The 20,491-nt window shown below is 40.9% G+C and carries 20 protein-coding genes and 1 tRNA gene; 9 read left to right on the top strand and 12 right to left on the bottom strand.

Annotated elements, in window-relative coordinates:
• The first annotated feature begins 7 nt into the window (after positions 1-7).
• Together SFRI_RS15505 and SFRI_RS15500 are read left to right on the top strand one after the other, a co-directional pair.
• Entirely contained in the window at positions 8-730 is a 723-nt protein-coding gene (locus tag SFRI_RS15505; protein WP_011638446.1) for a DUF599 domain-containing protein, read from the top strand.
• A 187-nt stretch (positions 731-917) separates the two neighbouring features.
• Positions 918-2,564 carry a sensor domain-containing diguanylate cyclase gene (locus tag SFRI_RS15500; RefSeq protein WP_011638445.1) on the top strand — a complete coding sequence of 549 codons (1,647 nt, stop codon included), beginning with the start codon at positions 918-920 and terminating at the stop codon, positions 2,562-2,564.
• A gap of 44 nt (positions 2,565-2,608) precedes the next feature.
• On the opposite strand, the gene SFRI_RS15495 is transcribed toward SFRI_RS15500, so the two are convergent.
• The 8 genes from SFRI_RS15495 to rpsU all read right to left on the bottom strand — a co-directional run bounded on the left by SFRI_RS15495 (position 2,609) and on the right by rpsU (position 9,924).
• Positions 2,609-3,565, bottom strand: a complete 957-nt coding sequence (locus tag SFRI_RS15495) for a hypothetical protein (RefSeq protein ID WP_011638444.1) — start codon at positions 3,563-3,565, stop codon at positions 2,609-2,611.
• The gene (locus tag SFRI_RS15490) at positions 3,565-4,485 is read right to left on the bottom strand and encodes a sensor domain-containing diguanylate cyclase (protein WP_049763549.1); all 921 of its coding nucleotides are present in this window, start codon (positions 4,483-4,485) and stop codon (positions 3,565-3,567) included. Before SFRI_RS15490 ends, SFRI_RS15495 begins: the two co-directional genes overlap by 1 nt.
• A 12-nt stretch (positions 4,486-4,497) precedes the next feature.
• Entirely contained in the window at positions 4,498-4,914 is a 417-nt protein-coding gene (locus tag SFRI_RS21060; protein ID WP_049763548.1) for a hypothetical protein, read from the bottom strand.
• A 279-nt stretch (positions 4,915-5,193) separates the two neighbouring features.
• Positions 5,194-5,270 (bottom strand) — tRNA-Ile (locus tag SFRI_RS15485).
• 184 nt (positions 5,271-5,454) lie between these two features.
• Positions 5,455-7,290: an RNA polymerase sigma factor RpoD gene (rpoD, locus tag SFRI_RS15480; protein ID WP_086019768.1), complete on the bottom strand. Its 1,836-nt coding sequence runs from the start codon at positions 7,288-7,290 to the stop codon at positions 5,455-5,457.
• A 150-nt stretch (positions 7,291-7,440) separates the two neighbouring features.
• Positions 7,441-9,168 (bottom strand): DNA primase, encoded by a 1,728-nt coding sequence (gene dnaG / locus SFRI_RS15475; protein ID WP_011638442.1) that lies wholly within the window; start codon positions 9,166-9,168, stop codon positions 7,441-7,443.
• A gap of 89 nt (positions 9,169-9,257) precedes the next feature.
• Positions 9,258-9,701, bottom strand: coding sequence for a GatB/YqeY domain-containing protein (locus SFRI_RS15470; protein WP_011638441.1), 444 nt, complete (start codon positions 9,699-9,701; stop codon positions 9,258-9,260).
• A 7-nt stretch (positions 9,702-9,708) separates the two neighbouring features.
• Entirely contained in the window at positions 9,709-9,924 is a 216-nt protein-coding gene (rpsU, locus tag SFRI_RS15465) for a 30S ribosomal protein S21 (RefSeq protein ID WP_006080725.1), read from the bottom strand.
• A 474-nt stretch (positions 9,925-10,398) separates the two neighbouring features.
• Between rpsU and tsaD the strand changes: the two genes are divergently transcribed.
• Positions 10,399-11,415, top strand: a complete 1,017-nt coding sequence (gene tsaD, locus SFRI_RS15460) for a tRNA (adenosine(37)-N6)-threonylcarbamoyltransferase complex transferase subunit TsaD (RefSeq protein WP_011638440.1) — start codon at positions 10,399-10,401, stop codon at positions 11,413-11,415.
• Between the two features lie 78 nt (positions 11,416-11,493).
• Here the strand turns inward: tsaD and plsY are convergent, their stop codons facing one another.
• Positions 11,494-12,087 carry a glycerol-3-phosphate 1-O-acyltransferase PlsY gene (gene plsY, locus SFRI_RS15455; protein ID WP_011638439.1) on the bottom strand — a complete coding sequence of 198 codons (594 nt, stop codon included), beginning with the start codon at positions 12,085-12,087 and terminating at the stop codon, positions 11,494-11,496.
• Between the two features lie 279 nt (positions 12,088-12,366).
• On the opposite strand from plsY, the gene folB reads away from it, so the two are divergent.
• From folB to SFRI_RS15435, 4 genes are all read left to right on the top strand, one after another.
• Positions 12,367-12,720 carry a dihydroneopterin aldolase gene (folB, locus tag SFRI_RS15450; RefSeq protein ID WP_011638438.1) on the top strand — a complete coding sequence of 118 codons (354 nt, stop codon included), beginning with the start codon at positions 12,367-12,369 and terminating at the stop codon, positions 12,718-12,720.
• Positions 12,721-12,756: 36 nt separating this feature from the next.
• Positions 12,757-13,272 (top strand): 2-amino-4-hydroxy-6-hydroxymethyldihydropteridine diphosphokinase, encoded by a 516-nt coding sequence (gene folK / locus SFRI_RS15445; RefSeq protein WP_011638437.1) that lies wholly within the window; start codon positions 12,757-12,759, stop codon positions 13,270-13,272.
• A 34-nt stretch (positions 13,273-13,306) separates the two neighbouring features.
• A complete protein-coding gene (locus tag SFRI_RS15440) occupies positions 13,307-14,107 on the top strand; it encodes an undecaprenyl-diphosphate phosphatase (RefSeq protein ID WP_011638436.1) in 801 nt (266 codons plus the stop codon).
• A 106-nt stretch (positions 14,108-14,213) separates the two neighbouring features.
• On the top strand, positions 14,214-15,056 hold the full coding sequence (locus SFRI_RS15435; protein WP_011638435.1) for a putative RNA methyltransferase: 843 nt from the start codon (positions 14,214-14,216) through the stop codon (positions 15,054-15,056).
• A 286-nt stretch (positions 15,057-15,342) separates the two neighbouring features.
• Here SFRI_RS15435 and SFRI_RS15430 read toward each other — a convergent pair whose 3' ends face one another.
• From SFRI_RS15430 to SFRI_RS15420, 3 genes are all read right to left on the bottom strand, one after another.
• Positions 15,343-15,687, bottom strand: a complete 345-nt coding sequence (locus tag SFRI_RS15430) for a hypothetical protein (protein WP_011638434.1) — start codon at positions 15,685-15,687, stop codon at positions 15,343-15,345.
• Positions 15,688-15,745: 58 nt separating this feature from the next.
• Positions 15,746-16,012 (bottom strand): Lpp/OprI family alanine-zipper lipoprotein, encoded by a 267-nt coding sequence (locus SFRI_RS15425; protein ID WP_011638433.1) that lies wholly within the window; start codon positions 16,010-16,012, stop codon positions 15,746-15,748.
• Between the two features lie 268 nt (positions 16,013-16,280).
• Positions 16,281-17,525, bottom strand: a complete 1,245-nt coding sequence (locus SFRI_RS15420; protein ID WP_011638432.1) for a multifunctional CCA addition/repair protein — start codon at positions 17,523-17,525, stop codon at positions 16,281-16,283.
• A gap of 130 nt (positions 17,526-17,655) precedes the next feature.
• On the opposite strand from SFRI_RS15420, the gene SFRI_RS15415 reads away from it, so the two are divergent.
• Together SFRI_RS15415 and SFRI_RS15410 are read left to right on the top strand one after the other, a co-directional pair.
• Positions 17,656-19,329 carry an ExeA family protein gene (locus SFRI_RS15415; protein WP_011638431.1) on the top strand — a complete coding sequence of 558 codons (1,674 nt, stop codon included), beginning with the start codon at positions 17,656-17,658 and terminating at the stop codon, positions 19,327-19,329.
• The gene (locus tag SFRI_RS15410) at positions 19,329-20,438 is read left to right on the top strand and encodes a general secretion pathway protein GspB (RefSeq protein ID WP_011638430.1); all 1,110 of its coding nucleotides are present in this window, start codon (positions 19,329-19,331) and stop codon (positions 20,436-20,438) included. The genes SFRI_RS15415 and SFRI_RS15410 overlap by 1 nt, the downstream gene beginning before the upstream one ends.
• Positions 20,439-20,491 lie beyond the last annotated feature (53 nt).

Genomic DNA, 20,491 nt, shown 5'->3' with positions numbered 1-20,491 from the left:
AATCAGCATGGTAATTTCATGGTTAGATTCGCTAGCTTTAATTGTATTTTTAGTCAGTTGGATCGGGTATGCCGGTTTTGCCCGTCGTAAAGCTAAAACGACTAACTGTATCGCGCGAGTCATGCATCAACAACGAATTCATTGGATGTCACAGGTGATAGCCAAAGAGATACGTGTAGCCGAAGCGGCATTATTGGCTAATTTAGAACGCAATATTGCGTTTTTTGCTTCAACAACTTTACTGATCCTGGCAGGTGTGTTGACGTTATTTTCGCAGGTTGAAAAGCTTGAAACCGTGATTGGTTCGATTCCTTTTACCACGTCTCCTAACCACGCGCTGGTACAAGTTAAGCTGGCTCTTTTAGCCGGGATTTTCGTGCTCGCATTTTTCCAATTTACTTGGTCGATGCGCCAATATGGCTTTGTGAATATCATGATCGGTGCTGCACCATTAGATAAAACCGGTAGCGATAAAAATGCATTGGGCTATGCAAGGCAAATGGCCGTAGTGCAAGATCAAGCTGCACATTCATATAACTATGGCTTGCGTTCTTATTACTACTCTATGGCTGCATTGTGTTGGTTTATGCATCCAGGAATGTTCATTTTAGCCAGTTTATTTGTGGTATATACCTTGTACCAACGTGAATTTAATTCTAAAGCCGTGGTTGCTATCACCGCTGCGCAGGCCTATTTAGAAAAGAACCCGGCCTATATTGGTCGAGATTAACCACCAAACAGCATGACTAAATGCAAGATAACTTGAGTGAGTTAATGTGTTCAAATTATATAAGATGATTCATTGGCATTGCATCGTTACGACATAATGTTAACCAGCAATCTATACCATTAAGTGTTATCAATTTTTTGTGATTTATATTTTTTGTAGTGTGTTAAGCAACGTTTTCAGGAGTGATATGTTTCATAGTATAAAAGCCAAAGTCATCACTATATTCTCTTTAGTCATGATTGCTTTCACGTCTGTGCTTTTACTCACTATATTTATCAATGAACGTGATCGCGTATTGGATTTAGCTTTAGAAAACTCTACCAAAATTTCAAAAATGCACGCCAATCTCCTCAGCCAAGAATTTGCTCGATATGTTGTCATGTTAAAAATGCTCAGTAACAACCCGAATACAAAGTTAGGCGATAAACCTACAATCGCTCGACAGCTCAAAAGACTCATGACAATGGGGCGTGGTAATTTCATTAATGCTATTTATGTAGACAAAAATTTAAATTTGACAGATGTGTTAGGCAATACAAATAAAGTCACTCACCCTTCATTTATGCGTGCAGAACAATGGGTAGGTAAACAATATAATATTAGCGTGCCAGTCATCACTCGGTTTGAAAAGACTCCGGTCATCATGGTGGGAGTACCTATTTTAGACACGCAAAATAACTGGATGGGAACGCTTGCTGTGGCGGTGCCTCTAACCATTATCTCCGCTAAACTGGCGGAAATTAAGCTCGCAAAAGAGAGTTACGCTTGGTTAACTGACTCGAATGGTTTAATGGTTTCACATCCAAATAAAAGTTTTATAATGAAGAATAAACTTTCAATGACGGAAAATGCTGACTATCCAGGGTTTTATAAAATAGTCAGACAAACTAAATTACAAAATGATGGTTATGGGCGTTATATGGACGCCACATTAAATGAATCGAAAATAGTCACATTTTCTAAAGTTGATTATCTGCCTGGCTGGACCTTGTTTGTCACAACTAAAGAGTCTGAAATTTTTCACGACATATATACAATTATGTACGATGTATTAGTCACTTCAATTATTTTGATGGTGATATTTTTATTACTCATTAGTGAGCTATCCAATAGAATAACAAAGCCAATCGTGCAACTGACCAAAGATGTAAAAGCTTCTGTCAAAGATAAAAAAAGTTATCTAAAAATAATCGATTCAGATGACGAAATAGGTCAACTGTCTAAAGCTTTCCACGATAGTCTTCAAAAAATACACTCACACACTACCCATTTAGAACAAATGGTCAATCATCGAACTCAAGAAATTACCGACAAAAATTTACTTCTGAATCAGCAGAATGAAAAGCTTGAACAGCTTGCATCCAAAGACCCGTTAACGTTGCTTTATAATCGTCGAGCCTTTAGTGCTCTGGTTGATAAAGAGATCTCCCGCGCTAAGCGACATCATTTTCCTATAACTTTGGTCATATTAGACATTGACCACTTCAAAAAGATTAATGATGAGTTTGGGCACAATGTTGGTGATGATATTTTGTGTCGTTTTGCGGATGAATTGTCTTTAAATATGCGCAAAGAAAATCTCATCTGTCGCTGGGGTGGAGAAGAGTTTGTCATTTTAATACCAGAAGCGACTTCGACTATGGTGTTTAAACATATTGAAGAGGTTCGTCAAAAAATCTCACAGATGAGCTTTTCGCCAGTCGAAAAGTTAACCTTTAGTGCTGGCATAGCTACTCTTCGTGTTGAAGAGCCTTTTAAAGAGTGGTTCCAAAGAGCTGATAGTGCTTTGTACCAAGCGAAGGGCGCTGGCCGAAATTGCATCATAACGGATTGAGTTTCTGTTTAGCCAACTTATGAAATTAAAATTAGAGTAGGTGCTTATTTTTCGCTAAGGCGTTTAATCATTTGCTCTTGCATTAAGGTGATGCTCTCAGCTGTGGCTGACTCTGGGAATAATGGGTTTTTGAGTTTGAAAAAAATTCGCTGACTTAAGTTTGCTCGTTTAAATGCCATATCATGTCTAGGATGGCCATAAAACAAGTGATCAAATGAACCATTGTTTTTAGCTTTATTGAGACCATATTCCAATCGTTCTGCCAGTTGAGGGTTTTGTTTTGAAACAAAAAAATAAATAACGGCAGGGTACATTAACGCGAGTCTAGGCTCATTAATTAACGTCTCTTCTTCACGACTTTGTAGTTCAGAAAATAGCTCGACTATTCCGCAAGGGAAATAATAGCCTGTCTTTTGTGACAAATAAGGGTACATTTTATTTTCGGCAACATCACTTAAAACTGTAAATCGGTTTAACCTCAATATTGGCGTATCTGGCCAATCGCTGCCTGATAATGCAGGAATCTCAGCTAAAGCTTCCATTGCCTTTACACTAGGTGAACCTGCTATATCGCTAAATATATCGGCATCGTTGGCATTTATTGCGAGTAAACGCAGGCCGTACATGCCTTTTGCCAAAGGGAATTTGACGGCCAATAAATCGGCTTCACGACTAAAAGATGTCATAGTCCAAAACACATCTGTTCTGCCTTTTTGTATCTCACGTATTTGTCTTCTTTGTGAAATATCGGTCTCGATAGGTGTTAGCTGAAATGGGCCAAATTTATCAACAGATTGATCAAGTGCTAATAATAATAAGTCACTAAAGTAATTATTATATGGATCAGTGACGACTTTAGTGCCCTCCACGTAAGTGATTATTTGAGGTTGATCAGCACTGTATACAAATGCGCTCATTGTTAGTGTAAAGGCCAGTAGGCTTAACTGTATCAATTGACGAGAAAACCATGAGCAACCAGTTAACAGATAAGGTATGAACATTATTCTTCTCGTTTTTGCTGTTTGTTTAGGTACATTGCTTTATCTGCAAAATGCAGCAACTCAGACAATGTACTAGCATCTTGAGGGTAACGGGCAACCCCCATACTCATGCAAACGTCTAATGTAATATCATTGTATTTGAATGGTAATTCACATACATGCTTTTCAAGTTTATGGATGACCTTATTGATGCTATCGCGCTCAATGACTCGCGGTAAAATAATTAAAAACTCATCGCCACCTAAGCGAGCAATTGTATCGGAACTGCGTAAAGTGCCGAGTACACGTTCGGCGACTTCAATTAAAAATGCATCACCTACAGCGTGGCCATAGGTGTCATTAATAATTTTAAATCGATTGAGATCGATACTAATTATGCTGAATGAACCTTGCTGCAACTGTTCTAAAATACTCATGGCAAAACGGCGATTGGGCAAATGGGTTAATACATCATGTAAAGATGCTCGATTCGCTAAACGGTAAGCTTGTAAAACGGCTACAAAACTCAGCAAGAATGAAATGGCAACCCCAAAGCCAATCAAGCGGATCATGTTGTGTGTTGCCCAGGATGTTATCTCACCCGTTGAGTTTTGCTTAGCTTGCTTTAATCCAATGATCCAACTGCCATTTAAAATATGCACTTCTTCTGTCATTAATGGTTTATCGAAAACGATTTTCTTACCGTAAAAAATGTCGCCATGGGTGCCTTTGCCATCAACACCTCTGATAGCCAGTTCAAGATTACTGTCTATATCTTTTATACCGGCATCGAGTAGTAGCGATTCTATATTAATGACCACACTACAATGGCCCCAGTACTGGTGATTAAAAGGTGGATCAGAAAAAATGGGCATACGACCAATAATGGCTTTGTTGCCTTGAATCAGTTTAAACGGACCTTGGATAAATATTTTTTGCATTACTCGCGCTTGTTACACACTATCCCATTGTGCTGGACTGTCTCTAAAATCCAGTCCCATGGCGCGCTCATTGCCTTCTAACGGATAAATAAAGGACAGGACATCATTAGGTGCAACACCTATATTCAGTATGTGTGGTCCTTTATTTTTAAGCTGCATCGCGACCTGCTCCCATTGGGCTAAAGTACTTTCGGGGGCGAAAGTAATTAAGGTCGATAAACTGTCAGATAAAAATACTTCTGAATTTACCAAAGCTTCAATTTTGGCGCGCAGTAAAGATAATCTACCGGATAGATGTTGATAGTTGTCTGCTTCAGCATTGCGTAAATAGTTACTGTGTAAATATTCAATAATCACAAACGAAAAAAGTAAATACCCGATGGTGACTAACAAAAGCATTAATTTAGAGCGGGTAGAATGAATTTGCATAAACAGTTTCTGAAAGTGTTGTACGTCAAGGATAGCCTTTTATTTACATTTATTAAACATTTGTTGGGTGAGTTTTAAGCTGTTAGAAATATTTACGTCAATATAAAGCCGAGCAGAAAGTAGATGTTGATTCTTGATGATATCAATATGGAATGAGTAAATGTTAAAAACTAAAATGCTGTAGTAGGTATTAATCTACAGTTGTTTATCTGATATGTATGGATCTTGTGAATTTTAGGCACAAAAAAAGACGCTAAAGAGCGTCTTGATTCGTTGAATTGGTGGCCCCTCCCAGACTCGAACTGGGGACCTGACGATTATGAGTCGTATGCTCTAACCAACTGAGCTAAGGGGCCGACTTAAGATAGTCGTCACTATCGAAAGCGGGGAAAGTATACGAAGTTTGTGGGCACTTGTCACCCGTGTTTTTAATTGTATTTACTTATCTTGTTTCAATTGGTTATCTGTTAAGCAATTATTGGGTTTTTGGACATAAAAAAACCTGCCGAAGCAGGTTTTTATACTATTTTTTCAGTGAGCTTACTCGTCTAAGAACGACTTTAAGATTTCTGAGCGAGAAGGGTGACGTAATTTACGTAACGCTTTGGCTTCAATTTGACGAATACGTTCACGTGTTACATCAAATTGCTTACCCACTTCTTCTAACGTGTGGTCAGTATTCATGTCGATACCAAAACGCATACGCAGTACTTTTGCTTCGCGGGCTGTTAGGCCAGCTAAGACTTCGTGTGTGGCGTTCTTTAGACTTTCGCTAGTTGCTGAGTCAAGTGGTAGCTCGAGGGTAGTATCCTCGATAAAATCACCTAAATGCGAATCTTCATCGTCACCGATTGGGGTTTCCATTGAGATTGGCTCTTTAGCGATTTTCAGTACCTTACGAATTTTATCTTCAGGCATCATCATACGTTCTGCTAATTCTTCAGGAGACGGCTCACGGCCCATTTCTTGAAGCATTTGACGAGAAATACGGTTCAACTTGTTAATCGTTTCGATCATGTGTACTGGAATACGGATCGTACGTGCTTGGTCGGCGATTGAACGAGTGATTGCCTGACGGATCCACCACGTTGCATAAGTCGAGAATTTGTAACCACGGCGGTATTCAAACTTATCTACTGCTTTCATCAAACCAATGTTACCTTCTTGGATTAAATCCAAGAACTGTAAACCACGGTTGGTGTACTTTTTGGCAATAGAAATAACCAAACGTAAGTTAGCTTCAACCATTTCTTTTTTCGCTCGACGAGCTTTCGCTTCACCGATAGACATACGACGGTTAATGTCTTTAATGCCTGCGATGGTTAAATCTGTTTCAACTTCAATAGCACCAAGTTTGGTCACACAACGCGTTACGTCATCGGTGATCAAGCGTAAACCTTCAGCGTAAGGCTTAGTGCTTTCTTTTTCTTTGTTAAACCAATCTAAGTTTGTTTCGTTGCCAGTGAAAGCCTTAATAAAGTTTTTCTTTGGCATCTTAGCGTGTTCAACACAAAGCTTAATGACTAGACGTTCTTGAATTCGTACGCGGTCCATCATGTTGCGCATGCTTTTCACTAAACGGTCAAACTGTTTAGGTACTAAACGGAATTCTTTGAATAATTCGCCAATAACAAATAATGAGCCAATCGCTTCAGGGTGATCACGGCCTTTTTCGGCAATAATTCCTAAACTTTTTTCGTAGGCTTCTCTGAGTTGAGTGAATTTTTCTTTGGCTTCTTCAGGATCTGGTCCTTTGTTGCCTTCTTCCTCTTCCTCATCGTCATCATCGTCGTCATCATCGTCATCATCGTTTTTAGAGTCTGCTAATTCTGAACCAACGTTGGTGGCTGTTGGTGCGACGTCATCGTCGTCAGGATTGATAAATCCAGAGATAATATCAGACAAGCGCAATTCTTCAGCTTCATACTTATCGAATTGCTCTAAGATCATTGCGATCGCTTGAGGGTATTCACTGACAGAACTCTGTACAGTGTTGATACCTTCTTCGATACGTTTAGCAATAACAATTTCGCCTTCGCGAGTAAGTAGCTCTACCGTGCCCATTTCGCGCATATACATGCGGACAGGGTCTGTGGTTCGGCCTAACTCACTTTCTACGGTTGCGAGAGCTGCCGCTGCTTCTTCTGCAGCATCTTCGTCTGTGTTGTCTTCCGACATCATCATGTCATCGGCATCTGGCGCTTCTTCAAAAACGCGGATACCCATGTCATTTATCATCTGGATAATATCTTCAATCTGATCGGAATCGACCATGTCTGCAGGTAAGTGGTCGTTCACTTCTGCATAGGTTAAGTAACCTTGCTCTTTACCTTTAGCGAGCAACAGTTTGAGTTGCGACTGCGGAGTGTGATCCATAGATATCATCCAATTTTGGGTAACTGATAAAACGATAGGCCAGTTAGCTGTGCTAAGTGGCGCGCAAATCGTCAATTATAGCTGTGTGGGCTAACCTTAGCTAGTCCATGGCAATGTTTGTACGCACATTCTTCACGAATAAATTGCGTATTACTTCGCTATGCCTTTCATTATAGAAATCAGCTTTGTTAGCTGCATTTTTTCAACTTTCGTTAAAGCCTGTTTTAGGCTTAATTCCTGATATCGTTGTTCAATATATTGGTTGTTTAACCAAATCAGGGTTTGCTTGAACTCTGGCAATACGTTTTCATCCGCCACTTGATGTTCCCATTGGGCTAGCTTTATTAGAGTGCTTTTTTGATTATGCTCTCTATGCATTTCAAGTAGTTGTGCGCTGTTTAACGTCTGCTCTCGAGTTATATCTAACAAATGATTGAGCAATTCTATGCCGGTCATCTGTAATCGATCTAGTGCAGGCTGTTTGGCCAAACCAAAGCCTAAACTTGGATTTTGGACCAGCAGGGCAATGGCCAATCTTAATGGCGTGCCACGACCTTGTAAGCCTTTCGCATTTAATGGTTTTGCTTGTTTTACAGTAAAACCTAATTTTTTCTTTAAATCTTCGCTACTGTTCATGCCTAATTTGTGTGCTAAATTTTCTAACAGTAAATTCTGTAGGACGGTATCTTGTACCTTTTCGATTAGCGCAATGGCTTGCTTGGCTAATGCCCCTTTATCGGTACCGTGGTTAGCACTTAATGTGTCAAACAAAAACTCGGGCAGTAACATGGCTTTTTGCATTAATGCTTCGAATGCTTCTTTGCCAATTTTGCGGACCATAGTGTCAGGGTCTTCACCTTGCGGTAGAAACATAAACTTGACTTGGTCACCCGGTTTTAACAGCGGTAGCGCTGTTTCTAGTGCACGCCAAGCTGCTTCGCGGCCTGCGCGGTCACCGTCATAACAACAAACCACTTGTTTTGCACTACGCACTAAAAGCTGAAATTGTTCAGCTGTAGTCGATGTACCTAGAGATGCAACCGCATAATCAATCCCAAATTGGGCGAGTGCGACGACATCCATATACCCTTCAACAATTAACACATGTTGTGGATCACGGTGTTTTTGCTTTAGCTCATATAAACCATAAAGTTCATTACCCTTATGAAATATGGGCGTTTCTGGAGAATTCAAGTACTTTGGGGTGCCGTCACCCAAAACTCTACCACCAAATCCAACCACACGACCACGACGGTCGCGTATTGGGAACATTAATCTGTCGCGAAAACGGTCGTACCGTTTACCGCTATCATTGGCAATCAACATGCCTGCGGTTAGTAATTTATCTTGGGCGGGCAAATTTTGCCTGTAACGACCCAGTAAACCATCCCAACCATCGGGGGCAAACCCAATACCGAACTGCTCAACAACGTCACTCGATAATCCGCGAAACTCAAGATAATCGACAACTTTTTGTTTGTCTGTATGCTGCCTAAGTTGGCTTTGATAGAAGAGGTTAGCTTCTTCCATCAGTTCGTATAAGTCTCGACTTAATCCTTGATCTGGTCTTTTTCCTGTGCCTTGCTCTCGTGGTACGGCAAGACCAAGTTGACCTGCAAGTTCTTCAATGGCATCAACAAATTCTAGGCGATCATATTCCATGACAAAATCAATAGCATTGCCATGGGCACCGCAACCAAAACAGTGGTAAAACTGTTTGTCTCTGCTGACGGTAAAAGAGGGTGATTTTTCGCTATGAAAAGGACAACAAGCCGAATGGTTCTTACCGGCTTTTTTCAACGGCACTTTACGGTCAATGAGATCGACTATGTCTATTCGAGCTATTAGCTCATTGATAAAATCACGAGGTATCGCCATTGATTGCTGTTGTTCTCGAATTTACTTTATCAACTGATGTAAACAAACAAGCCGTGCAAGTGCACGGCTTATTCAACATTAAAAATTGATTACTTCAACTTAGCGCGGATCATTGTACCAATGGCACTCATATCTGCACGGCCTTGAACTTTAGTTTTTAATGCTCCCATTACTTTACCCATATCCGCCATGGATGCAGCACCAACATCAATAATAGTAGCATCGATAATCGCTGCTACTTCATCTTCTGTTAGCGGTGTAGGCAGAAAATTTTCGATAACTCGAATTTCATCTGCTTCTACAGCTGCCAACTCCGGACGATTCGCTGCTTCATATTGAGCAATCGAATCACGGCGTTGTTTAACCATTTTGGTTAATACAGCTATTGTCTGTTCATCAGTCAGAGTTTCGCGGGTATCCACTTCAATCTGTTTGATGGCAGAAAGTGCCATACGAATTGTTCCTAAGCGCACTTTATCTTTAGCGCGCATGGCATCTTTCATTTGGTCTTTTAGCTGATCGGTTAAGTTCATAATGAGATTAATATAAACGTACGCGACGTGCGTTTTCGCGAGAAAGCTTCTTAGCTAGACGCTTAACTGCAGCTGCTTTTGCACGCTTACGGGCAGTAGTTGGCTTCTCGTAAAATTCACGAGCACGCACGTCAGCTAAAATACCAGCTTTTTCACAAGAGCGCTTGAAACGACGAAGAGCTACGTCGAATGGTTCGTTTTCACGTACTTTAATAATTGGCATACGCCATCACCCCTTAGGTGTAGTTATGTTGGATGATTAAATCGACTAAACATTTTTAGTGACTTCACTCAAACCAAAGGCTATTTAAAATGGTGCGGAATTTTACACCGAGCGGCGACCATTTGTAAACCCCTGATTGATTTTCTCTTCGGGGAAATAGCTCATAGTTTCATTTTTTTAAATTTAATAAAAAACTAGCCGCTATATACCTCATCGCTTAAGTAACAAACTACTGTGCTCATGAGCCAGTCTCATTCAAGAAAATGCAAGGACCGTATTACAGTTACTCCTTGATATGTATATTTTAAATGCAAAGTAACTGATTAGAATCTATCTTTAATTCGTGTTTGGCAGATTCAAGCTCTTGAATTGATTACTTACTTATATCGATAGGTATTTAATCGTTAAACATTGGAGTATTTTCGCTGAGACGGGTAGAATTGGCGGCCTTATTTTTAATGAAGACGAGAGATTATGCGGGTTATTGGTATTGAGACATCCTGTGACGAGACTGGAGTAGCAGTATATGACGATAAGTTAGGCTTATTGTCGCATGTGCTATATAGCCAAGTTAAATTGCACGCCGATTATGGTGGTGTTGTGCCTGAGCTTGCCTCTCGTGATCATGTTCGCAAAATTGTGCCATTGATTAAGCAGGCTTTATCAGAAGCTAATTCAAGCCTAAATGATATCGATGGTGTCGCGTATACCAAAGGCCCTGGGCTAATTGGTGCATTGCTTGTTGGTGCTTGTGTGGGACGTTCTTTAGCGTATGCATGGAATAAACCGGCAATCGGTGTGCATCATATGGAAGGGCATTTATTGGCACCCATGCTGGAAGAAAATGCGCCTGAATTTCCTTTTTTAGCCTTGTTAGTGTCTGGCGGCCATTCAATGTTAGTGCAAGTTGAAGGCATTGGACGATATCAAGTGTTAGGTGAATCTGTTGATGATGCTGCTGGCGAAGCTTTTGATAAGACCGCCAAGCTCATGGGCTTAGATTATCCTGGTGGCCCTCGTTTAGCCAAATTAGCTCAAAAAGGCGTGCCTGCAGGATATAAATTTCCGCGGCCAATGACTGATAGACCAGGATTAGACTTTAGTTTTTCAGGATTGAAAACATTTACAGCAAATACTATCGCTGCAGAACCCAATGATGATCAGACTCGTGCCAATATTGCCCGTGCATTTGAAGAAGCTGTTGTTGATACTCTTGCGATAAAATGCAAACGAGCCTTAAAGCAAACTGGTTACACACGTTTGGTGATTGCCGGTGGTGTAAGCGCTAATACCCGTTTACGTGAGTCTTTGGCTGAGATGATGACCAAGTTAGGTGGTCAAGTGTATTATCCTCGCGGAGAGTTTTGTACCGACAATGGTGCCATGATTGCTTATGCTGGTTTACAACGTTTACGTGCAGGGCATATTGAGGGGCTAGAAGTTAAGGGGCAGCCTAGATGGCCTTTGGATACGTTGCCCGCAGTAGATTAATTGATGAGTTAGCGTGTTTGAGTTGGCATGATTGCCTTAAGTGATGACTTACTTTCAAGCCACCAAGAAAACCTAATACTATTTGGTATTGGTTTTTTTTATGGTTTTTTTCCGTGTGACTTTACTTTCTTCGCCATGGCGCAAACGGCCAATATTGTCTTTGTGGCGGATTAAAATAAGGGTTGATAGCATCGCAACAGGAAGAATAAAACGTTCGTCTAACCACCAAGTAAAAAAGGGCGCTAAAGTTGCGGTTGCCATAGCGGCTACAGAGGAATAACGCGTTAATAGTAAAAATACAATCCAAGTGAGGATGAGGCATAGCGCTAAATCACCTCCGATGGGGGCCATTGCACCAAAGGCTGTAGCAACACCTTTTCCGCCTTTAAAGCCAAAAAATATTGGGAATATATGCCCTAGGCAGGCGCTGACAGCGATAAAACCTAATGATGCTGCATCAAGTCCCATTTTATAGCCAAAATAAGAAGGCAGGGCACCTTTGAGCATGTCAAAAAATAACACAAGAGCTGCAGAACTGACTCCACCAATGCGTAGCACATTAGTGGCACCGGGATTGCCGGAGCCGTTGGTTCTTGGATCAGGTAAACCTCTTAATTTACAAACCAGTACGGCACTTGAGATCGAACCCGCTAGGTAGGCGGCAATGATCATCAAAATGGTGACTGTAACGGCGTTCAAATTGGTTTCCTTACTCTTCTTAGGGTATCATCGCGCATTCATTTGTGAGACAAGTCATTTTCAGTATCCACTGAAGCTGTCTTCGCGTTAACATTAACCATTTTGTTGATGTTAATTGAACAACAACGCCTATCCTACTGTTTTAATTCATTAGGAAGAAGCTTAAATGTGTTTATTAGGCATATAATCGGTAATAAAGTTTGATTAAGATGAATTTGACGTCTTTTTATGTCGATTAAGGTAGGGATTTTTATGGATAAAGTACTCATCCGCCAGTTAGCGATAGAGACCATTATTGGTATCTATGAGTGGGAAAAAAAACTTCATCAAACATTGCTTATCGATTTAGATATGGCCTGGGATAATCGTCTTGCGGCCGCCAGTGATAGTTACGAAAATGCATTGTGTTATGAAACGGTATCAAATCGTTTAACGGCTTTAATTACTGAGAATCCGATTGAATTGATTGAAACGGTCGCTGAAATGATTGCGCATTGTTTGCAAGACGAATTTAATGTGCCTTGGGTTAAAGTGGTTGTGATGAAACCAGGTGCAATACCTCATGCTGTTTCTGTCGGTGTCGAGATCGAACGCGGTAGCATTTAACTGTTATTTTTTTACTGTTTAGCATTAGGTCAGTCAATGGCACGTATTTACATAAGTTTGGGCACTAATATTTCACCAGAGAAACATCTTAAAGCCGGTTTGGTTGATTTACAGCAATGTTTTGGCCCATTACAATTATCACGGGTTTTTGAGAGTGAATCGGTAGGGTTTAAAGGCACTAATTTTTTAAATATGGTGGCCGCGGCTGATACCGATTTGTCAATTGCACAGGTTGTGACAACATTTAAACAAATTGAACAAGACAATGGCCGTATTAGAGGTGAGAAGAAATTCAGCCCAAGGAGCCTTGATATTGATTTGTTGCTGTATGACGATGTTATTTGTGACATTCCCGTAGAATTACCCCGTGGCGAAATTTTGTTTAATGCGTTTGTATTGTGGCCTTTGGCAGAATTAGTCCCTAATCTGTCTCATCCGGTGACGTTACAAACCTATCAAACACTTTGGCAGAATTATGACAAACAGTGTCAACAATTGTGGCCTATTGTATTTGAGTTCCCACCAGAACTATTACCTACCAACACGTTATAACCAATTGATAAGTTAATCTCTAACAAGGACAAATATGGAAACGTTTCAAGTTATTCTGCTGGCATTAATCCAAGGGCTTACGGAGTTTTTGCCTATTTCTAGCTCGGCACATTTAATTTTACCATCACAAATATTAGGTTGGGCAGATCAAGGTTTATCATTTGATGTGGCAGTTAATACAGGCTCTTTATTTGCCGTGGTCATTTATTTTCGTCATGAGATTGTGGTTCTGGCTAAAGCCTGGTTCACCAGCTTAGCTAGCAAGCAACAAACTCAAGAAAGTAAACTCGCCTGGTGGATTATTTTAGCGACTATCCCAGCTGTAATTGTAGGATTTACTGCCAAAGACTTTATTGAAACCCATTTCAGAAATACTTTAGTGATAGCGATAACCACGATTGTTTTTGGTTTATTGTTGTGGGCAGCAGATAGAATGTCAAAAGCACAGTTAACTGAATTTCAAATGGGTTGGAAAAAGGCTTTGCTTATCGGCTTAGCGCAGGCAATGGCATTAATACCTGGCACGTCGCGCTCTGGCGCCACGATGACAGCAGCACTGATGTTAGGGCTAACACGTGATGCAGCTGCTCGTTTTTCATTCCTTATGTCTGTTCCTGTGAGCTTTGGTGCTGCGTTACTGGTGACAAAAGACTTGGTTAGCAGTCCAGCCCCTATTGACTACCAAGCACTTGGTTTAGGGATTGTTGTTTCATTCGTTGCTGCGTATTTATGTATCCACTTCTTTTTAAAGTTTATTAGCAAAATAGGCATGACGCCGTTTGTATTATATCGCCTTGCTCTTGGTGCGATATTGCTTGGATTGCTCTATCTTTAAGATAAGCATTTAAGCGACTTTTGTTTGCATAGCGGGTAGGCTTACCATACTAGGTATTTCTACCCGTTTTTGTTTTACCATCTTTCAATTAACTATCAGTGTAATTATGACTTTATCTTTATTATGTCCAGTGTGTTCAGCTCCACTAAATCAACATCAAGCTTCAGCGGGATTTTATTGCGACAACAAACATCATTTTGATAAACACCCTAATGGTTACTGGCCACTGCTGAGCAACGTAAAAGGCAAGAGTAAGCCGAAAGTGGAGTCTCGCCAGCAAATGCGTGGGCGACATTTTTTATTAGAAACAGGTTTGTTTGCACCGTTAATTAAACAACTTCAAGCTGTACTGCTGGACTTATGTGCTTCTAATCGTGACGCAGAATTACAGCATATCGATTACCAATGCGCTGATGGATATTATTTGCGTCAGCTTGTTCCTGCACTAGTTGAAACAAATGTATCGTGCCAGCACTGGGGCATTACTGATGCTGAAAACGCAATATTTGCAGCGGCAAAATCTGAAACACCGGCGAACTTATTGTTGTTGGCACTAAAAAAATTGCCCTTTGCCTCGCAATCAGTCGATATCGTGACGGTTCTTGATTCACCGTTAAAGGGGAAAGAATGCATTCGGATTTTAAAAGATGATGGTCGAATTGTATTGTTGCAGCCTGGTATTAGGCATTTATGGCAAATTAAACAACAAGTTTATCCAGACTTAGTCGAAAAACCGTTGCAGTTAAATTTACCTAATGATGTTGAAATTGAGGCCCAGCAACAAGTGGTATTTACTCAATCTGTGACCGGTGAGCAGGCATTAACACTCCTTGATATGTCGGTATTTGGTTGGCGTGCTAATGATCAGTTAAAGCATCAAGTTAAATCGACGGCAATCAGTGAGTTAGAGTTTGATTGGCAGATCATAACGCTCAAAAAACGCTTATAAAAATGTAAAAGCTGATGACAAGCGTGAAAGCTGATGGAAAGCGATAAGGACGACAATGCGGTGAGAGTGTTAGAGCCTAAGAGCTAGGGCGCTTCGCGGCTAGATGCTATAAGAGCTAAAATTGGTTGCGAGCGGTGTTAAGCGATGACAAGCGATAAGGACGACAATGCGGTGAGAGCGTTAGAGCCTAAGGGCTAGGACGCTTCGCGGCTAGATACTATAAGAGCTGATTCTAAGATTTCTGTGAGATTGTTTAGAAAGATTAAATGGTTGAAAAATGCTTAGATTAAAGAGTGAAAAAGCTGGTATGGATAAGCAGTAGGTGTTTAGATTTTTCGCTTGATATCGCTTGATATCGCTTGATATCGCTTGATATCGCTTGATACCGCTTGATACCGCTTGATACCGCTTGATACCGCTTGATACCGCTTGATACCGCTTGATACCGCTTGATACCGCTTGATACCGCTTGATACCGCTTGATACCGCTTGATACCGCTTGATATCGCTTGATACCGCTTGATACCGCTTGATATCGCTTGATATCGCTTGATATCGCTTGATATCGTTTTGTAAAACTAGCACAAATAATTAAGGCTTGATGTTGAAGTTCTACTGAAAGTAGTTGCATCAACAATCAAGCCCTAATAATCAACCTATGTAAATAAGCTAATTTTTAATAACTATTCTTACTTTTTGTAAGAAGAAGCCATGTTGTCTAAACGGTCGTTAGCACGTTTAGCTTCGGCTTGTGCGTCCATAGAAGCAGCTTTAGCGCCTTTAACATCAGCAGATAGCTTGCTTTGCTCAGACTTTAAAGAACCAACTTGTGCTGATAGTTGATCAACTTTGTTACCTAGGTTTGCTACGCTTTCTTCTAAAGCAGTAGTGTTAGCACAACCACCTAATAAAGCAGTCATCGCAACACCAGCAATCATCAGTACTTTCTTGTTCATGGGTAAATCCCTTAATATATAGGTTGTTAAATAGTGCAACGGCATGTGCCTTTGCAACGGCGTAATTATGTCACAGATTTTTTTATTTGCTATAGGCAAATATAAGATTGTTCATTTAAAATAGCGAAATAAATGAAAATTGCAAGTCTACCGGGCCAAAAGCATCATTAATTGCCGAATTTATATAAATCTTAGTGATTTATTGCTTATTCCCTGTTAAAAAATGCTTTTTTCCGCTTTTTTTCATAAAACCCTAAATAGGCAATAGCTAATGTAGCTGCTTGCTTTCAATGTATTGTATTTTATAGTTATTAATCGTTTCGGCTCGATTTAGCTGAAGTTGACTTTTAATTTGCGATCCTTGGTAACCCGCGGCAATAATCGATTGCACATCGACGTTGCTCGCTAACTCATAGCAATGTAGTAAATATTCGGCTTGTGGATAGGAAGATTGTTCAAATCCAGTTCGTCCTCTTAAGTCGCCATGACAACATAATAGTAGCTCTGTTAAGCGTTGAGGTTTTCGCCAAAAATCACCTTTATCAAATAATTTGACGATGGTTTCTGCTCTTAGTTCAAACGCGTTATGAATGTTTTGGTGTTGATCGCTGACTAATAATGCTAAATCACGGTATTCGTTTGGCACTCTAATTCGTGCGCAAAGCTTTTTAATGACCGGCAAACCTTTCTGCCCGTGGCCATAATGCTTCGGCCAATCTTGTTTTGGGGTCAACGCTTTACCTAGATCGTGAACTAGAGCGGCAAAACGTACTGCTTTATTGTCACTTAACAGACTAGTTTGCTCGAGAACCATGAGGGTGTGAATGCCAGTGTCTATTTCAGGATGCCATTTTTCAGGTTGCGGCACGCCAAACAACGCATCAACTTCAGGAAATAATACGATTAATGCCTGGCATTGCTTTAACACATCGAAGAAAACCTGCGGACTTTGGCTGCTTAATGCTTTATCACATTCTTGCCATACGCGTTCTGGGGTGAGGTGATCCAATTCACCACTATTAGCTATGTCGGTCATTAACTGTAAGGTTTCAGGTGCAATAGTAAAGCCTAAGTGATGAAATCGAGCTGCAAAACGGGCCACACGTAACACGCGTAAAGGATCTTCAGTAAAGGCATCTGACACATGGCGAAGTATTTTAGCGTTAATATCTGCGATACCGTGGAACGGGTCCGTCAATGTGCCGTGCTCATCTTGTGCGATGGCATTAATGGTTAAATCACGGCGTAATAAGTCTTCGGAGAGGGTGACATCTTTGTTGGCATCACAACTAAAACCTTGATAGCCATAACCGGTTTTCCGTTCTGTTCTAGCTAGTGCATATTCTTGCTGAGTTTTAGGGTGTAAAAAAACAGGGAAGTCTTTACCGACTTGCTGATAACCCAATGCGAGCATTTCTTCTACGCTGCTGCCAACAACCACATAATCTTTATCAACGACAGTTTGTTTAAGAAGGGTATCGCGTACGGCCCCACCTACTAAATAAATCTTCATGGCGTATCACAACGTGTAATAATAAGTAGGTTAAATCTTATCAGAGTTAGATTTTTACGGCTAACTTTTGACAAGCTGTCATACAAGCATTAACGTGAGCCGTCAGTTTCAAATAAGGATTTTTGGTCGAATGTATAAAGCCTTCTATGGATTAAACGATAACCCATTTTCTATCGCGCCTAACCCTCATTATATGTTCTTAAGTGACCGCCATCGTGAGGCGTTGGCTCATTTAACCTACGGCCTTGGTGAAACCGGTGGTTTTGTATTATTAACGGGTGAAGTCGGCACTGGAAAAACCACTGTTTCTCGCTGCTTATTACAACAAATTCCCGATAATACCGATACCGCGTTTATTCTTAACCCATCATTGACTGAGCTTGAACTCTTGGCCACGCTATGTGATGAGCTGGAAATTAAGTACGGTGATAATCCGACGTTAAAACAGCTGACAGATTTAATCAGCATGTACTTACTGAATAATCACAAAAATGGTCGTAATACGGTGCTGATTATTGATGAAGCACAGCATCTGCGTTCTGAAGTATTAGAACAGCTGCGTTTATTGACCAATTTAGAAACTAATACCAAAAAACTGCTGCAAGTGATTTTGATTGGCCAGCCCGAATTACAACAACTGCTAAAGCGCCAAGACTTACGTCAGTTAGCACAGCGGATCACTGCTCGCTATCATTTACTACCGCTAAATAAAGATGAAATTGCTTTATATGTGCTGCATCGTTTGCAGGTGGCTGGTAGGCATGAGCCTTTATTTACGCGTAAAGCGATAACCGCATTGCATAAACATTCTGGCGGTATTCCGCGTTTAACCAACTTATTATGTGAACGTGCATTAATGGCTGGTTATGGGCAAGCTAAGGTTCCGATCGATCATAAAATGGTTAATCAAGCGGCTGTCGAAGTATTGGGTGATATTGATGTACCTGGCGATAAACGCTGGCCATTTATTGCCGCTACAGCGTTAGTGCTCGCTTTTGGTTTATCATTCTATCTGTTTAATCGTTCAGCCTTTGAAAACAATATGAGTGCCAATGCGGCGATAGCAGATGTTCAAGCGCAATCTAGTCTAGCCAATCAAACGCCTGCATCTATGCCAAGTAAGATAAACCAAGCTGCACAAACTCAGCCTCAGCAAGTACAAGCAGCAACTCCAGTTGCCAATGCACAACAACAAATTATGCGTCAAGCCATGCTACAAAGCAGTAGCATTGATAATGCCTTTGCCGGATTATTCGGCTTGTGGAATAAACAACCTATTATCGGCTTGTCTGCTTGCCAGGCGGCACAACAACAAGATTTAGCCTGTTACCAGCAACAAGGTAATTGGCACAGTATTATGCGCCTTAATTACCCTGCGGTTGCTTACTTGCAAGACGCACAAGCGAATGTGTTTTATGGCGTAATTGTTGAGCGTCAAGCCGAGCAGATCCTACTGCAATTAGGCGAGCAACAGTTTTGGGTGAATAAAGATTGGTTTGACCGCCACTTTAGCGGCACCTTCGAAATTTTGTGGCAACCAGACAGTATCTTACCGCGAGAAATTGGCCAGTCTTCTAGTTTGGCGCAAGTACAATGGCTTGAAAATAGCTTAGCGTTAGTTAACAAACGACGTGCACGACTACTGACACAGTTTGATAGTGAATTAGAGCAACAATTAATGACTTTTCAACGTCAACATGGTTTAAAACCAGACGGTATAGCAGGCAATCAGACTTTGGTGCAACTTAACTTATATTTGAGCCAGCAAGGCCCACGTTTAAGTGCCTCTGAGGTGCGCAGTTAATGTCAATTTTATTAGATGCGGTTAACCGTAAAAAGCAGCAACAAGGTGATGTTGTCGATATTATGTCGACGCAGCCGCCTCAATATACATCGCAATCTAACAGCTCAAATAAGTTGAATAAGTATAGTCTTTTGGCCGTAGCCATTGCCTTGGGTATTGGCGCTGCATGGGGTATGAGTGTGCTATTACAGTCACCATCAGGATCAGCATCGTTAACGACTGTCCAACCCAGTGGCGCTAATGCACTGCAAGCTGTCACGGCCCCTGTCACTGTTACGTCAAATAAAGCAGCTGAAGCATCGACCGTTAAACAACATGAACCCGCAGTGCAAAGTAACGATGATATTCGTTTAGCGGGTAAGGTGGCATTGCCTATTGCCAAACCGTTCAATACGAATGTAATGAACACGCAAGCAGCAAGTTATAATAACAATGGTTACGCTGAATCTTCTGGTGTGAATGAATTATACCTGCAAGAAAATGATGGGCAGCGCAGTTTTCAACAAGCTAACTCTCAACAATTCAACTCTCAGCAAACCGGTTCTGAACAGGTTAATTATCAAAGTGAGCAAGATAGCAGAGTTGATGAATATCAAACACAAGAGAACAATCGTCAACAGGCACAGCTGCGAGAAGCGATTGTATTGGGTGCTAAAGCTAATCGCCGAGGTTTAGCTGAGCTTGAAGCATTGCGCTTGCAAGTGAATGCTGCCGCAGAAGACGTCGATTTCGCCTCTGTTAAAGCACCATCAAATAATGAACATAATAATTTGATTGCTGCATTTGAAACGGCGCTTAAAGACGTTGAATATGAACAGTCGGCTAATCAACAAGTGACGTCAGCAAAATTAGATCCTATTCCTCGACCTTCAAATCAGCAAATCCCTAAGTATGGTGACTTACCCGCGAGCGTGCAGTTACAAGTACCCGAGTTTAATATTAATGCCCATGTATATTCGACAGAACCAAGTAACCGTTGGTTAAGTGTCGATGGGGTTGAATTACAGCAGGGCGATATGATTAAGAATAAGCTGACGATTGTAGAAATACGACCTCGAGATATCGTACTAGAAATTGACGGCGAGCAATTTAGAGTGCCAGCAATTTAGAGCGGTTTAACGTTAAGTCTATGTTGACATGTAACAGACAAAACAAAGGCGCT

It is taken from the genome of Shewanella frigidimarina NCIMB 400 (genome assembly GCF_000014705.1).
Classification (GTDB): Bacteria; Pseudomonadota; Gammaproteobacteria; order Enterobacterales; family Shewanellaceae; genus Shewanella; species Shewanella frigidimarina.
Note: the sequence above shows the minus strand (reverse complement) of the source record. Positions and strands in the feature narration are given on the sequence as shown.

Excerpts from the sequence above, each read along its gene's own strand:
- dnaG (WP_011638442.1), bottom strand. The coding sequence starts at position 9,168 with ATGGCGATACCTCGTGATTTTATCAATGAGCTAATAGCTCGAATAGAC.
- SFRI_RS21060 (WP_049763548.1), bottom strand. The coding sequence starts at position 4,914 with ATGCAAATTCATTCTACCCGCTCTAAATTAATGCTTTTGTTAGTCACC.
- SFRI_RS15420 (WP_011638432.1), bottom strand. The coding sequence starts at position 17,525 with ATGAAGATTTATTTAGTAGGTGGGGCCGTACGCGATACCCTTCTTAAA.
- rpsU (WP_006080725.1), bottom strand. The coding sequence starts at position 9,924 with ATGCCAATTATTAAAGTACGTGAAAACGAACCATTCGACGTAGCTCTT.
- SFRI_RS15495 (WP_011638444.1), bottom strand. The coding sequence starts at position 3,565 with ATGTTCATACCTTATCTGTTAACTGGTTGCTCATGGTTTTCTCGTCAA.
- SFRI_RS15505 (WP_011638446.1), top strand. The coding sequence starts at position 8 with ATGGTAATTTCATGGTTAGATTCGCTAGCTTTAATTGTATTTTTAGTC.
- SFRI_RS15415 (WP_011638431.1), top strand. The coding sequence starts at position 17,656 with ATGTATAAAGCCTTCTATGGATTAAACGATAACCCATTTTCTATCGCG.
- SFRI_RS15410 (WP_011638430.1), top strand. The coding sequence starts at position 19,329 with ATGTCAATTTTATTAGATGCGGTTAACCGTAAAAAGCAGCAACAAGGT.
- SFRI_RS15425 (WP_011638433.1), bottom strand. The coding sequence starts at position 16,012 with ATGAACAAGAAAGTACTGATGATTGCTGGTGTTGCGATGACTGCTTTA.
- rpoD (WP_086019768.1), bottom strand. The coding sequence starts at position 7,290 with ATGGATCACACTCCGCAGTCGCAACTCAAACTGTTGCTCGCTAAAGGT.
- SFRI_RS15500 (WP_011638445.1), top strand. The coding sequence starts at position 918 with ATGTTTCATAGTATAAAAGCCAAAGTCATCACTATATTCTCTTTAGTC.
- tsaD (WP_011638440.1), top strand. The coding sequence starts at position 10,399 with ATGCGGGTTATTGGTATTGAGACATCCTGTGACGAGACTGGAGTAGCA.
- SFRI_RS15435 (WP_011638435.1), top strand. The coding sequence starts at position 14,214 with ATGACTTTATCTTTATTATGTCCAGTGTGTTCAGCTCCACTAAATCAA.
- SFRI_RS15470 (WP_011638441.1), bottom strand. The coding sequence starts at position 9,701 with ATGAACTTAACCGATCAGCTAAAAGACCAAATGAAAGATGCCATGCGC.
- SFRI_RS15440 (WP_011638436.1), top strand. The coding sequence starts at position 13,307 with ATGGAAACGTTTCAAGTTATTCTGCTGGCATTAATCCAAGGGCTTACG.
- plsY (WP_011638439.1), bottom strand. The coding sequence starts at position 12,087 with ATGATCATTGCCGCCTACCTAGCGGGTTCGATCTCAAGTGCCGTACTG.
- SFRI_RS15430 (WP_011638434.1), bottom strand. The coding sequence starts at position 15,687 with ATGCAACTACTTTCAGTAGAACTTCAACATCAAGCCTTAATTATTTGT.
- folB (WP_011638438.1), top strand. The coding sequence starts at position 12,367 with ATGGATAAAGTACTCATCCGCCAGTTAGCGATAGAGACCATTATTGGT.
- SFRI_RS15490 (WP_049763549.1), bottom strand. The coding sequence starts at position 4,485 with ATGCAAAAAATATTTATCCAAGGTCCGTTTAAACTGATTCAAGGCAAC.
- folK (WP_011638437.1), top strand. The coding sequence starts at position 12,757 with ATGGCACGTATTTACATAAGTTTGGGCACTAATATTTCACCAGAGAAA.